12 protein-coding genes are annotated in these 13093 nt (G+C 67.8%); 1 reads left to right on the top strand and 11 read right to left on the bottom strand.

From position 1 onward, the window contains the following. Window positions 1-53 precede the first annotated feature (53 nt). From trmD to ffh, 7 genes are all read right to left on the bottom strand, one after another. Window positions 54-812 carry a tRNA (guanosine(37)-N1)-methyltransferase TrmD gene (gene trmD / locus WKB25_RS05260; RefSeq protein ID WP_340569103.1) on the bottom strand — a complete coding sequence of 253 codons (759 nt, stop codon included), beginning with the start codon at window positions 810-812 and terminating at the stop codon, window positions 54-56. A gap of 8 nt (window positions 813-820) precedes the next feature. Then, window positions 821-1333 carry a ribosome maturation factor RimM gene (gene rimM / locus WKB25_RS05255; RefSeq protein WP_025873820.1) on the bottom strand — a complete coding sequence of 171 codons (513 nt, stop codon included), beginning with the start codon at window positions 1331-1333 and terminating at the stop codon, window positions 821-823. A 45-nt stretch (window positions 1334-1378) separates the two neighbouring features. Further along, window positions 1379-1639 carry a 30S ribosomal protein S16 gene (rpsP, locus tag WKB25_RS05250; protein WP_025873821.1) on the bottom strand — a complete coding sequence of 87 codons (261 nt, stop codon included), beginning with the start codon at window positions 1637-1639 and terminating at the stop codon, window positions 1379-1381. A gap of 150 nt (window positions 1640-1789) precedes the next feature. Beyond that, entirely contained in the window at window positions 1790-2572 is a 783-nt protein-coding gene (locus WKB25_RS05245; RefSeq protein WP_340569101.1) for an aminotransferase class IV family protein, read from the bottom strand. Beyond that, window positions 2569-3645 carry a nitronate monooxygenase gene (locus tag WKB25_RS05240; protein ID WP_340569099.1) on the bottom strand — a complete coding sequence of 359 codons (1077 nt, stop codon included), beginning with the start codon at window positions 3643-3645 and terminating at the stop codon, window positions 2569-2571. The genes WKB25_RS05245 and WKB25_RS05240 overlap by 4 nt, the downstream gene beginning before the upstream one ends. Before the next feature lie 88 nt (window positions 3646-3733). Then, window positions 3734-4168, bottom strand: coding sequence for a hypothetical protein (locus WKB25_RS05235; RefSeq protein ID WP_099821059.1), 435 nt, complete (start codon window positions 4166-4168; stop codon window positions 3734-3736). Window positions 4169-4223: 55 nt separating this feature from the next. Further along, window positions 4224-5600, bottom strand: coding sequence for a signal recognition particle protein (ffh, locus tag WKB25_RS05230; protein ID WP_099821058.1), 1377 nt, complete (start codon window positions 5598-5600; stop codon window positions 4224-4226). Between the two features lie 122 nt (window positions 5601-5722). On the opposite strand from ffh, the gene ccsA reads away from it, so the two are divergent. After that, complete coding sequence (ccsA, locus tag WKB25_RS05225) at window positions 5723-6517, top strand: cytochrome c biogenesis protein CcsA (protein ID WP_180164013.1); 795 nt, start codon at window positions 5723-5725, stop codon at window positions 6515-6517. 160 nt (window positions 6518-6677) lie between these two features. On the opposite strand, the gene WKB25_RS05220 is transcribed toward ccsA, so the two are convergent. The 4 genes from WKB25_RS05220 to radA form a co-directional block, all read right to left on the bottom strand. Beyond that, on the bottom strand, window positions 6678-7142 hold the full coding sequence (locus tag WKB25_RS05220) for a hypothetical protein (RefSeq protein ID WP_340569096.1): 465 nt from the start codon (window positions 7140-7142) through the stop codon (window positions 6678-6680). 64 nt (window positions 7143-7206) lie between these two features. After that, window positions 7207-9513: a tetratricopeptide repeat protein gene (locus WKB25_RS05215; protein ID WP_340569094.1), complete on the bottom strand. Its 2307-nt coding sequence runs from the start codon at window positions 9511-9513 to the stop codon at window positions 7207-7209. A gap of 48 nt (window positions 9514-9561) precedes the next feature. Beyond that, window positions 9562-11418: an ATP-binding protein gene (locus WKB25_RS05210; RefSeq protein WP_340569092.1), complete on the bottom strand. Its 1857-nt coding sequence runs from the start codon at window positions 11416-11418 to the stop codon at window positions 9562-9564. A gap of 176 nt (window positions 11419-11594) precedes the next feature. Further along, window positions 11595-12971 carry a DNA repair protein RadA gene (radA, locus tag WKB25_RS05205; RefSeq protein WP_164281002.1) on the bottom strand — a complete coding sequence of 459 codons (1377 nt, stop codon included), beginning with the start codon at window positions 12969-12971 and terminating at the stop codon, window positions 11595-11597. Window positions 12972-13093 lie beyond the last annotated feature (122 nt).

Here is a 13093-nt window from a genome sequence, read left to right as displayed (position 1 = left end):
CCAGCCTGGGCCGGCGGTAATTGGCCATGATAGCCGATAAAGCGGGGCTGGCGCTAGGGCCTGCCCTTTTCTGCCGGGGTCTGGCGGGCCAGGGCCAACAGCTTGCGGTCGGCCTTGCCCAGCGCCTGTTCATCCAGCAGGTCCGGGCGCCGCTGCGCGGTACGGATCAACGACTGCTGCCGGCGCCAGGCGGCGATGGCGGCATGGTTGCCCGAGCGCAGCACGTCCGGCACGTCACCCAGCGGATGCTGGGCCGGCTGGCTGTAATGTGGGCAGTCGAGCAGGCCGAGGTCCCCCTCGAAACTGTCCTGCGCGGCCGATTCGGCGTCATTCAAGGCGCCTTCCTGCAGCCGGGCCACCGCGTCGATGATGACCGCAGCCCCCAGCTCGCCACCGGACAGCACATAGTCGCCGAGGGAGATCTCCTCATCGACATTGGTGGCCAGGAAACGCTCGTCGATACCTTCATAGCGGCCGCAGAGCAGGACCATGCGCGGCAATGCCGCCAGTTCCCGCACCTTGGCCTGGGTCAGTGGTGCGCCCTGCGGGCTGAGATGGATCACCCGCGCAGGCGTCGGATCGGCGTCGCGGATCGCCTGCAGGCAGGCCTGCAGCGGTTCGATCAGCATCACCATGCCCGGGCCACCGCCGAACGGACGATCGTCCACCCGGCGGTAATTGCCCTCGGCGTAGTCACGGGGATTCCAGCCATGCAGGCTGAACAACCCCTTTTCCTGCGCACGGCCGACCACGCCCAGCCCAGCGGACTGGGCGAGGAAATCGGGGAACAGGGTGATGACGTCGAAACGCATGCTTACACTCAGAACTCGGGGTCCCAGTCGACCACGACCAGATTGGCCTCGAAGTCGACGGATTTGACGAACTCCGGCACGACGAACGGAATCATCCGCTCGCGATCGCCGCGTACGACCACCACATCGTTGGCGCCGGTACTGAACAGGTGCGAGACCTGGCCGAGGGCAACGCCTTCGACGGTCTTCACATCCAGGCCTTCCAGATCGACCCAGTAATACTCGTCGGCATTCGGCGGCGGCAGCGCACTGCGGGCCACAAAGACCTCGGTGCCATGCATCGCCTCGACCGTGTCGCGATCCTCGATGCCCGGGAAGCGGGCCACCAGGTGCTTGCCGGTATCCCGGCCACGGGCGCCTTCAAGAGTGGATTCCTGCCCGTTGGGGCTGCGCAGGATCCACGGTTGGTAACGGAAAATAGCGGAACGCGGCTCGGTCCAGGACTCGAGCTTTATTTCGCCGCGCACACCAAAAGCGCCGACAATCCTGCCAAGCAGGATGCGGCGCTCGTTATCTTTCATCTGCGTTCAATCAGATGGGCCGCACCAGGGCGCGGCCCGTCAGGATCAGGCCGCAGCGGCCTGGGACTTGCTCGCTTCCTTGATCAGGTTGCGAACTTTCTCGGTCGGCTGGGCGCCGTTCTTGACCCAATGGTCAACGCGGGCCAGGTCCAGCTCGATGCGCTTCTCGCCACCCTGTGCAACCGGGTTGTAGAAGCCGACGCGCTCGATGTTGCGGCCGTCGCGGGCGCTGCGGACGTCGGTGACGATGATGTGGTAGAACGGACGCTTCTTGGCGCCGCCGCGGGTCAGTCGAATCTTGACCATGGTGGTTTTTTTCCTATTGCCCAGTCGCCAGGATGGCGCGGTAAGCGGGCGATTATAGCGGCAGAGTGCGGCCGAGCCAACCCCGGGCGTCCACCCCGGGGTCAGATCCCTTTTGCCGAGCAAAAGGGATCTGACCCCAGCGACTTCCGTTCAGGAAAGCGGCTGCCAGGGCACCCGGGCCAGCACCGCCCTGCCCTGTTCGGCCAGGGCCTGCGAACCCGGCAGCACCTGACCGTCGATGGCGTCCAGTGCCCACAGCCCGCTGGCATTGCAGGCGAAGGCGGCCTGCATGCCGGCCAGCTCATTCAGTTGCAGCGGACGGATCTGCTGCGGATCCGCCCAGCCCGCCTGCAGCAGCGCTTCAGCGGTTCCCCGCAGCGCAGGCGCCTGCGGCCAGACCAGGTGTTCGCCGTCATGCATGGCCAGGTTCCAGGTCGTGCCCTCGCTGATCTGCCCATCGGCAGTCACCAGCAGCGCGTCGTCGAAACCCGCTGCCAGCGCGGCACGGCGCTGGGCGAACAGGCCGAACGTGCCGACGTGCTTGATCTGCGGCAGCTCGCGCTGCCAGGTCACGCTGCGTACGCGCCTGGGAGCGGTCAGCGCGACCGGCGCGGACACGGCAACCAGTACATCTACCGGCACGCTGGCCAGCGGATCGCGGAAATCGAAACGGCGCGAGAACACGGTGACCCGCATCGATGCATCGATCTGACCGGCCTGCTGCAGCGCCTGCGCCATCCACGCCTGCACCTGCGCGATATCGAGCGCGCTGCCGAACAGCTCCTGCGTTGCCTGGGCCAGCCGCTGCAGATGCAGGTCGAGCCCCTGCACCGCGCGGCCGCGCACCTGCAGCGAGGTGAAGTGGCCATAGTTGGTCAGCGCCGGCAGCAGGTCTTCGGCCCGCGCGGTTGCGCCGTTGCAGGTCACCGTCATCGCAGCAGTGCCCGCGCCTGTTGCCACATATCACGCAGCACGTCGGCGGCCGGCGCGGCCGGTGCCATCCACGCCGACTGCCCGGCCCAGGCCTGCATCGCGGCAAGCCGGTTTTCCTGCGTGGCCTGCTTGCGCATCGGTCCGGTCAGGCCACGCTGCACCGGATACGGGCGCGGCGTAGGTGCGCCCTCGGCGGCAGCGGCGCGCACGTAGGCGGTCGCCAGGCCACGGCCCAGGCGCCCACTGAACGCGCGGGTCGGCCAGGTGTCTTCGGGTTCGCTGCGGGCCAATGCATCGGCCCATGCCGGCGCCAACGCCGCTTCGGGCGTACGCAGGAAGGCCGTGCCGATCTGCACCGCGCTGGCCCCGAGCATCAACGCAGCAGCAATGCCACGACCATCGCCGATTCCTCCCGCAGCGATCACCGGAATCTTCAGGTTGTCCGCCAGCCGCGGCAGCAGTGCGAACAGGCCGACCAGCTGCTGTTCTGCACGTATCGGATCGAAGGCGCCGCGATGGCCACCTGCTTCGGCGCCTTGGGCGACCACCGCGTCAGCCCCCGCATCCTGCGCAGCGCGCGCTTCGGCCAGCGTCGTAGCGCAGGCGATCCAGGCGATGCCCGCATCCTTCAACTGCTGCACATGATGCGGCGACAGCACGCCCATGATGGTCGAGGCCACCGCCGGCCGTGCCGCCAGCAGCGCACTGAACTGCTCCTCGAAATCGGCAGGCGTGGCATCCGCTGCGCTGGCCGCAACCTCCGGCCCCCACTGGCCCAGGAATGCACGCGTGGCGGCCTCGGCGGCCACATCGCGCACCGGCGCGGGATCGGGCAACCACAGGTTCACCTGCGCCGGCCCGTTGGACGCTGTCCGGAAGTCCTGCATCCAGCGGCTGATCTCAGCCGCCGGCGACAACACGGCGCCCATCGCGCCCATGCTGCCGGCGTTGGCCAGCGCGGCGGAAAGCGGAACCGGACAGGCACCGGCCATCGGTGCCAGCAGGATCGGCAGCTGCAATGAAAAACGCCGACAGAAATCGTCGGCGCGTTCGAGAATCGGCGAAAGGCTCACGCGACGCACCTGTGGGAGGAGTCGCTGCCAGCATACGCCAGGCATTGTGGACGGGAGCGTCGCATCGGGCGATCTGCTCCCGCCTGGCTCAGCGGGCAGACACCGCGTAGGTGCGGACCAGCTGGCTGTCCATTTCCTCATTGAACTTGAACGTCACATAGCGTGCGTCATCCGCGGCGAACTCTTCCTCGGCGCTGGCGCGGCCGATCTCGGTGCCCTCGGCATCCAGCGCACGCGCCACCAGCTTGCCCTTGAAGGCCTTGTCGGCCACCACGTAGACCGCTGCGTCCTTGGAGCCCATGCCGCGGCTCTTGCCCAAGGTGACGGTGAGCCCGCGCGCAGCCAGGCCCGGATCGGCCTGCAGCGTCACGTTCATCTTCTTGTCCACGCCCTCGCCCAGCCCGGCGACGAAATCGGCAGCGGTGCCGCTGATGGCACTGCCGGCCTTCTGCGACACGGAGGTGTCGTCCTTGCAGGCAACCAGGCCCAGGGCCAGCGCCATCACCACGATCGACTTGTTCATGCACATTCCTTTGATTGATTCCGCGGGTTGTTCAAGCGTTCGATACAGCAAGCGCTCAGCGGAACGGCATGCCACGGCCGCCCATGGCGCCCATCATGCCCTTCATGCTGCGCATCATGCCCTTCATGCCGCCGCCGGCCATCTTGCTCATCATCTTTTCCATCTGCATGTACTGCTTCATGAGCTTGTTGACGTCGGCCGGGGTCACGCCCGAGCCCTTGGCGATGCGGGCGCGACGCGAGCCGTTGAGCAGGTTCGGGTTGCGCCGTTCCTTCTTGGTCATCGAGCCGATGATGGCGATCATGCGCGGCACTTCCTTGCCCTGGCTGACCTGCTGCTTGAGGTGCTCGGGAATCTGGCCCAGGCCCGGCAGCTTGTCCATCAGACCGCCGATGCCGCCCATGTTCTGCATCTGCTCGAGCTGGTCGCGCATGTCGTTCAGATCGAACTTCTTGCCCTTGGCGACCTTCTCGGCCAGCTTCTGCGCCTTGTCCTTGTCGACCTGCTGCTCGACCTGCTCGACCAGCGACAGCACGTCGCCCATGTCGAGGATGCGGCTGGCGATACGGTCCGGGTGGAACACGTCCAGGCCTTCCGGCTTTTCGCTGACACCGACGAACTTGATCGGCTTGCCGGTGATGTAGCGCACGCTCAGCGCGGCGCCGCCACGTGCGTCACCATCGGTCTTGGTCAGCACCACGCCGGTCAGCGGCAGTGCATCGCCGAAGGCCTTGGCGGTATTGGCCGCGTCCTGGCCGGTCATGGCGTCGACCACGAACAACGTTTCAGCCGGGTTGACCGCAGCGTGCAGGGCCTTGATCTCGGCCATCATCGCTTCGTCGATGGCGAGGCGACCGGCGGTATCGACCAGCAGCACGTCGACGAACGACTTGCGCGCGTCATCGATGGCGGCGCGGACGATGGCCTCCGGCTTCTGCTCGGCGCTGGACGGGAAGAACAGCACGCCCACCTGCTCGGCCAGCGTCTTCAGCTGCTCGATCGCCGCCGGACGGTAGACGTCGGCCGAGACCACCATCACCTTCTTCTTGCGCTTTTCCTTCAGGTGCTTGGCCAGCTTGCCGACCGTGGTGGTCTTGCCGGCGCCCTGCAGGCCCGCCATCAGGATGATGGCCGGAGCGGGAACGTTGAGGTTCAGGTCGCTGGCTTCGGCGCCCATCACCGCGGTCAGCTCGTCGCGCACGACCTTGATCAGGGCCTGGCCCGGGGTCAGCGACTTCAGCACTTCCTGGCCGACCGCACGCACCTTGATGCGCTCGATCAGGGCCTGAACCACCGGCAGCGCGACGTCGGCTTCGAGCAGCGCGATGCGGACCTCGCGGGTCGCCTCGCGGATGTTCTCTTCGGTCAGGCGGCCACGGCCGCGCAGGCGCTCGATGGTGCCGGAAAGGCGCTGGGTCAGGGACTCGAACATGCGGCGCAACCTGTCTGAAAGCGGGGGACAATAAGGCCCACAGTATAACGGGTCCACCGCGCTCCCCGGACTGCGACGCCAGGGCCGTCGCCAGCACCCCGGGGGTATGCGAAACTTCAACGATGACAATCGTTCTCATCGCCGTCCTGCTCTACCTGGCCGCCAGCGCCCTGCTGGTGCGCGCCCTTGGTCGCAACGACGGGGTGACCGCGCCTGTGTGGCTGTGGCCTGCGCTGCCGGCGATGCTGCTGCATGGCGGTTACCACGTGCTGGTCGCGATGCGCACGACCGGCGGACCGGACATGCACTTCTTCGCCGCGCTGTCGCTGGTCGGCCTGGGCATGGCCTGGCTGACCTCGCTGGTGGGCGCGCGCGGGCGCATGTCCACCCTGGGCGTGGTGGTGTTCCCGCTGGCCGCGCTGCTGCTGGTGGTCTACCACGGCTACGGCCACGAACCGAGCAAGCTGCTGGGCTGGCGCCTGGCCAGCCACGCCTGGTTGGCGCTGCTGGCCTACGCCACGTTGAGCATCGCTGCGCTGCTGGCGATCATGCTGTGGCTGCAGGAGCGTGCGCTGCGGCGCCGCGAATTCCGTCCGTGGCTGCGTGCGCTGCCGCCGATGGCCGACCTTGAATCGCTGCTGTTCCGGGTGATCACCGTCGGCTTCGCGCTGCTGACCCTCACCCTGGTCACCGGCGTGCTGTTCGTCGACGACCTGCTGGCGCAGAAGCTGGTGCACAAGACGGTACTCAGCGTGCTGTCGTGGATCGTGTTCGGCGTACTGCTGATCGGCCGCCGTCGCTACGGCTGGCGCGGCACGAAGGCGGTGCACTGGACGCTGACGGCGATGCTGTTGCTGCTGCTGGCATTCTTCGGCAGCCAGTTCGTGATCGAGCTGGTGTTCGGGCATTCGCGCTGAGCGGTGACCGCATCCACGCATGGCGTGGATCTACTGTGCTCCGATTGCCGGCCGGCGGCCGGCACGCCTCTGTCGCGAATGCCCGAACACCAGTAGTACCGGCCGCTGGTCGGCAACCGGGATGCAGTAGATCCACGCCATGCGTGGACGCCCCATACGCTCAAGGAAGCGACTGGGCCAGGATCCTGCGCACCGAGCGGCCGCTGTTGGTGAGGATGTCATCGACCTGCCAGCAGCCCTCGCCCTTGCGCACCATCGGCAACCGCGTCACGTAGGCCTTGTTCCATACCGCATAGCGCATCTCGACCTGGCCGGCCGTGGCTGAAGCCTGCTTCCAGCTGTAGCGCACCGGGCTGTCGATCTCCCCGTCCTGCGCGTCCAGCCACGGATCGGAATCGATCGTGCAGATGCCCTCTTCGCGCACCTGGCAGGCACGCTCACCGTGCAGCGCCTCGGCAAACGCCGCGCTGACCAGTGCCTGCGGCGGCGCCAGCAGGTCGCCCTTGCCGGTGGTCGCTTCGAAGAAGGCGCGCGCCACGTCAGCCGGTTGCTGGCAGACCGGCGCGGCCTGCACGGTGGGGGCCAGCAGCAGGCCGATGATCAGCCACATCCCTGTCCTTCGCATATCCAGTTCCTTGATGGTGGAGGGACGCCGGGCCATGCCCGGCGAGCGCGCAGCGCGGCAGAGATTACAACCCGTACCGTTCGATCGCATCTAGATGCGGCTGGCGGTCCTGGTCGCAGGACTCGGCCAGACGCAGCCAGCAGTGTGGATGTGCCCAATCCGCCGTGGCCTGCTGCAGGAAGCGGTGCAGCGCCAACGGCGCATGGTCCTGTGGCTGGGCGACGGTGAACAGCAGGCCCGGCAACGTCCCGTCTTCCACGTCCGGATCGGTCACGGTGTAGTCCGCACGGCTATGCGCCCATACCTTCCAGCCCTGTGCCTCGGCCGCTTCGACGAAGTCATTCCATGCCTCCTCGCCCGGGTGCGCGCCGTCGACCAGCCAGCTGCGCGCGAAACCACCCCGCTCCAGCACATGCACCTGTGCATAGGTCGGAATGAAGTGCTCGCGCTCCGCTTCGTCCTCTGGCGCGGGGTGTACCAGGCCGGCGTCGAATACCACCCAGTCCCCGACCTGCTGGGCGCGGTTGGCCGGTGCGTTCTCGACGATGCGCGCGGTTACCGGGCCGCTGCGGCGGGCGTAGTACTCCATCGGCTCGCCGCCTTCTTCGCTGCGGATGATCACCCAGCCCCAAGGCTCTTCGACCACGCCCTGCTGGCTGGACAATTCCATGCCGATCGCTGCCGCCGAGCGGCGCACCGCATCCCAGTCGCGCGCCGCGCTGGCCGCACTCATGTGGTCCCAGTGCGCGGCGTTTGGCTCTTCCAGCAGTTCCACCAGCTGCGCATAGCAGGCCTGCGCCTCGCTGAAGCGGCCGGTCTCCATGTACATGCGGGCAAGCGTCCCGCGTGCACCGTTCGATCCCGGCGACAACGCCAGCAACGCCTGCGCGGCCTGCTCCAGCGCCGGCCAGTCGGACGCACGCCGTGCACGCTGTACCTCGCACCAGTGCGCGAACACCGGCACGCTGTCGCGGTAGGTCGCGGCCAGCCTGCGCAGGCCGTCATCATCGCCCTGCTCGGCCAGCCAACGCATCAGCGTGTAGGCCGCTGCGCCATCTTCCTGCGCGTGGCCGCGCACGAAGTCCCACAGCAGTGCCTGCGCTTCGGTCCTGGCGCCACAGGCGTGCAGCGCCGAGGCGGCCACCTCGGCCAGCGCGCCGTCGTCCGGCCGCTCGGCGTGCGCCTGCAGCAGCCACTGCGCTTCACGCTCGGGATCGCGCGACTGGTTCTGTTCGCCCTGTGCTTGCAGCCACGCCAGCAGTTCATCGGCAGGCACCGGCAGCGGTGCCGTCTCCGGCAGCGCCTCGATCCGTGCCGCCAAGCCAGCCACCAGCGCGGCAGCGCCGCGGTCCTGCCGCAGTTGCCCCAGATGGGTGCGGGCCAGGCCCAGCTGGCGCTGCGCCACCCAGCGCGCACCGCGCTGCAGGGCCAGTTCCAGGCTCAGTGCAGCGATCTCGATCACCAGGCGATGCGCGCCAACAGTGGCGAAGTGCTCGATGATGGTGTTGAAGCGCGTGCCGAGATCCCAGGTGTTGCGTTCGCCATCACGACTGCACAGCGTCGAAGCCGTATTGGCCCACAGCCGCCAGTGGTTCGGCGTCAGCTCGCTCCAGGGCACCAGCTGCTGCAGCGCCTCTTCATCACGTCCCAGTTGAGCCAGCGCCCAGGCCTTGGACAGCCGGCGCGGCACCGTGCAGTTGGCCGGCTCGTATTCGCCTGCGGCGGCCACTTCGGCCTCGCGCTGCTCGATCAGTGCCAGCGCCTCCGCCGCACGGCCGCTGGCCAGCAGGATCTTGATCTGCATTTCCGGGAAGCTGTCGAACACTTCCTTGCCCCGCGCCTGGATCGCCGCCGCCTGCACCTGCAGGTAGTCCAAGGCGTCCTGGCCGCGGCCGTCGTCCAGCAGCGCGTCGGCCTTCTCGCAGCTCAGGCACTGGAAGCAGGCCCAGCTCGGGTCGATGCGGCCCAGCGTCTCGTCGCAGACCTCGATGCGCTCGGGCACCCAGCCCGGACCATCGATGTTGCCGTAGCAGGCGGCAAGGTCCTGGGTGACGCAGATCGACTGCGGGCAGTCCAGGGTATCGGCACGGTGTGCGCGCTCGAACAGCGCCACCGACTCGCCCAGCGCGCTTTCACCTTCCACGCGGTTGCCGACGCGGTTGCGCAGCGCCCAATGGCCGACATAGACGTCGACCCAGGGGTTGTCCAGCGCCTTGCCCAGCGCGCGCGCTTCGGGCAGCAGTGCATCGACGCGGTCGACCTGCAGTTCACTGACTTCATCGGCAAGGCGGGTCAGCAGGTGGGCGTTCTGTGCCTGCCCGGCCTGGCGCAGGTCTTCCTGCAGTTTTTCGACCCAGTTCCAGATATCCATGGGGGTAATGCTCCTGTCTAGCGAAGGCTGGATGAGAGGGGGCGGTGCTCAGCGCAGCATCTGCTGCAGGGCACCGGCAATATCGGTAAATGCACCATTGAGATCGGGGCCCGGCGTCGCCGCACTGCGCTGCAACGGCCGGCCCTGCGCGGACACGATGATCTTCAACGAGCGCAGCAGGCGCGCGGCCGACGCGGCCTGCGGGTGGCCATCGCGCTGGGCCTGCAGCAAGGCCTGCACGGCTGGATTTTCCAGATTGAGGTAGAGCCGCGACGGTGCACGCGCCTCGATGCGCGCGGTGAACTGGCGCGCCAGCCGCAATGCGGCCATCGATACGCGCTTGTCGTTCTCGTCGTCTTCCAGGCGCTGCTTCAGTTCGGCTTCGCGGTCAGGCACCACCACCACCGGCAGCGCCTCGGGGCTGAACCGCGCCGGCAACAGCTGCTCGCCGTCACCCAGGTGTTCGCGAAGCCAGGCCAGCTGCGTATCGTCAAGGCTGTCGTCGGTGCGGAACAGTGCGCGATTGCCCTGCTCGGTACCCAGTTCGACCAGTCGCAGGCCCTTGGCCTGGGCCCAGCGGCGCAGGAAAGGCACCACGGCATAGCGATGGCCATGCGCAACCGGCACGCCCATCGCACGGAACAGCATTTCCTCGAAGCCGCCACCGTTGTCGAGGATGACATGCACCGCGCCACGTGCCGGCAACGCGCTGGCCGGCAGGTCCCCCTGCGAGGTCGGCACGCGCACGTGTTCCAGCAGCAGGTCGAACAGGCGCTCATCGCACAGCGCCGCACCCAGCAAGGCTTCGTTGTGGCGGCTGAGCACGCGCCGCCAGGCTTCGGGCTGCTGCCGCGCGACGTCGGCCAGGCCATCGATCAGTGCTTCCAGCAGGGCGTGCTGCACGGCGCGATAGTGGTCATCGCGCTGCAGGTCCTCGCGGCTGGCGGTCGGGGTCAGCTTCGACGATTCGATCACCCCGCCGATGAAGCCGGCCCACGGCGGCAGCAGGTCGCGTGCATCATCGTCCAGCAGCATGCCGCGCACGAACACCGACAGGTTGCGGTTGTCGCTGGTGCCATAGGTGGCACCGTCCTGTACCCAGAGCATGCCGACGGCGTCGCTGCTGCCATCGGACTGCAGCGGCATCGTCACGATGGGCTCGAAATCGTGTTCGAAGCGGGCCGCGAACTGCTGCGCCTGGCGGCGTGCCTGCACCGGATGCAGCGCGACGTCACCCTGCCCGCGCCACGGCGGCGGTTCGGGATTGATCGCGGCGGTCGCCGCACCGATGAAGATCGGCTCGGACAGCAGCGCGCAGTAGCGGCCCAGCACCTCGTGCAGGCGCGCTTCGTTGGCCAGCGGCAGGAAGTCCGGATGCAGCTCCAGCTCGACCTCGGTGCCGATCGCGCGCGCCGGCACTTCGCTGACGGTGTACTGCTCGGCGTTGCTGGACACGTACAGGTGGCCCAGCTGCGGCGCCTGGTAGGAGGTGGTACGCACGCTGACACGGCGCGCCAGCACGAAGGCCGACAGGAAGCCCAGACCAAACATGCCGATCAGGCCATCGTTGTCCTCGCCGTCCTGGCGCAGGCCGCGGGTGTAACCGACACCGACCGTGGCCAGGTAATCGTGGATTTCCTGCCGGGTCAGGCCGGCACCGGTGTCGGTGATGCGCAGCACGCCGGCGGCGACATCGACCTGCACGTCGATGCGCGACACACTCTGGATGCCGGGCTGCTCGATACGGCGACGGATGATCGAATCGTGCGCGTTCTGCACCAGCTCACGCAGCGCCACCATCGGGGTGGAATACAGGTGCTTGCCCAGCACCGTCATCAGTCCATTGAGATCGACCCCGGCGCGGCGGATTTCGGCGGCGGGGGTGCTGAACATCGGATCCTGCATGTAATCGATTACTCCTTGCCACGGAAAGGCGCCAGGGGGCGCCTTCGTCGAGCCGGGAAAACTAGCACAGGCAGGCCGACCGTTGCCGCATGTGACGTTTGTAGAGCCGAGCCCACGCTCGGCTGGCCTTTGCCGGAAAAGCAGCCGAGCATGGGCTTGGCTCTACAGTACCGGCATCACGCCGCGTCGATGGCCTCGGACAGGCGTTCGACCGCGATCACTTCCATCCCCTTCACCGAGCCGCCCTTGGGCGCATTGGCCTTGGGCACGATGGCGCGCTTGAAACCGTGGGTCGCCGCCTCGCGCAGGCGGTCCTCGCCGTTGGGAACCGGCCGGATCTCACCGGACAGGCCGACTTCACCGAACGCGATGGTCTTCTCGGCCAGCGGACGGTCCTGCAGCGAGGACAGCACCGCCAGCAGCACCGGCAGGTCGGCGGCGGTCTCCTGCACGCGGATGCCTCCGACCACGTTCACGAACACGTCCTGGTCGCCGACCAGCACGCCGCCATGCCGATGCAGCACCGCCAGCAGCATGGCCAGGCGGTTCTGCTCCAGGCCCACCGCCACGCGGCGCGGATTGGACAGCGGCGAGGCGTCGACCAGCGCCTGCACTTCCACCAGCAGCGGCCGGGTGCCCTCGCGGGTGACCATCACGCAGCTGCCCGGCTGGTGCGTGCTGGCACCGGACAGGAAGATCGCCGACGGATTGGAGACTTCCTTCAGGCCCTTGTCGCCCATCGCGAACACGCCCAGCTCGTTGACCGCGCCAAAGCGGTTCTTGAAGGCGCGCAGCAGGCGGAAGCGGCTGCCGCTCTCGCCCTCGAAATACAGCACGGCATCGACCATGTGTTCCAGCACGCGCGGGCCGGCGATGCCGCCTTCCTTGGTCACATGGCCGACCAGGAACACTGCGGTTCCGGTTTCCTTGGCAAAGCGCACCAGCCGCGCAGCGCTCTCGCGCACCTGGCTGACCGAACCGGGCGCGGCGGTCAGCGTCTCGGTCCACAGCGTCTGCACCGAATCGGCAACGATCAGCCGCGGCCCACTCTTGGTGGCGTGCTGCAGGATGGATTCGACACCGGTCTCGGCCAACGCGTTGACGCCCTCCAGCGGCAGCTCCAGCCGGTGCGCACGACCGGCAACCTGGGCCAGTGATTCTTCACCGGTGACGTAGAGCACCGGCAGCACCGCGGCCATCTTGGCCACGGCCTGCAGCAGCAGGGTGGATTTGCCGATGCCCGGGTCGCCACCGACCAGCACCACCGCGCCTTCGACCAGGCCGCCACCGAGCACGCGGTCGAATTCACCGATACCGGTGCTGACCCGGTTGTGTTCGGTCTGCGCCACGTCCTTCAGTGCGGTGATCTTCGGCGGGTCGATCTTGCCCGCCCAGCCGGCACGGCGCGAGGCGGGCGCCTTGGCCGCCGCAGCACTCTCCAGGACGATTTCCGACAGCGCGTTCCAGGCATTGCACTCGGTGCACTGGCCTTGCCACTTGCTGTATTCGGCGCCGCATTCATTGCAGACATACGCGGTGCGGGCTTTGGCCATCGGGAATTTCCTGCAGGGGCAACGAGCGTGGCAGGATAGCCGAGCCGGGTCGCAGCTGCTGCGACCACTCAAGTCCCACCCGCCGGTGCCGATAGCGGTGGCGGGCGTGCGCCTTGCGGTCG

The sequence above is a fragment of the Stenotrophomonas sp. G106K1 genome, from assembly GCF_037969685.1.
Classification (GTDB): domain Bacteria; phylum Pseudomonadota; class Gammaproteobacteria; order Xanthomonadales; family Xanthomonadaceae; genus Stenotrophomonas; species Stenotrophomonas lactitubi.
Note: the sequence above shows the minus strand (reverse complement) of the source record. Positions and strands in the feature narration are given on the sequence as shown.

Coding starts and splice junctions, on each gene's coding strand:
- trmD (WP_340569103.1), bottom strand. CDS start 812: ATGCGTTTCGACGTCATCACCCTGTTCCCCGATTTCCTCGCCCAGTCC.
- rimM (WP_025873820.1), bottom strand. CDS start 1,333: ATGAAAGATAACGAGCGCCGCATCCTGCTTGGCAGGATTGTCGGCGCT.
- rpsP (WP_025873821.1), bottom strand. CDS start 1,639: ATGGTCAAGATTCGACTGACCCGCGGCGGCGCCAAGAAGCGTCCGTTC.
- WKB25_RS05245 (WP_340569101.1), bottom strand. CDS start 2,572: ATGACGGTGACCTGCAACGGCGCAACCGCGCGGGCCGAAGACCTGCTG.
- WKB25_RS05235 (WP_099821059.1), bottom strand. CDS start 4,168: ATGAACAAGTCGATCGTGGTGATGGCGCTGGCCCTGGGCCTGGTTGCC.
- ffh (WP_099821058.1), bottom strand. CDS start 5,600: ATGTTCGAGTCCCTGACCCAGCGCCTTTCCGGCACCATCGAGCGCCTG.
- ccsA (WP_180164013.1), top strand. CDS start 5,723: ATGACAATCGTTCTCATCGCCGTCCTGCTCTACCTGGCCGCCAGCGCC.
- WKB25_RS05220 (WP_340569096.1), bottom strand. CDS start 7,142: ATGCGAAGGACAGGGATGTGGCTGATCATCGGCCTGCTGCTGGCCCCC.
- WKB25_RS05215 (WP_340569094.1), bottom strand. CDS start 9,513: ATGGATATCTGGAACTGGGTCGAAAAACTGCAGGAAGACCTGCGCCAG.
- WKB25_RS05210 (WP_340569092.1), bottom strand. CDS start 11,418: ATGCAGGATCCGATGTTCAGCACCCCCGCCGCCGAAATCCGCCGCGCC.
- radA (WP_164281002.1), bottom strand. CDS start 12,971: ATGGCCAAAGCCCGCACCGCGTATGTCTGCAATGAATGCGGCGCCGAA.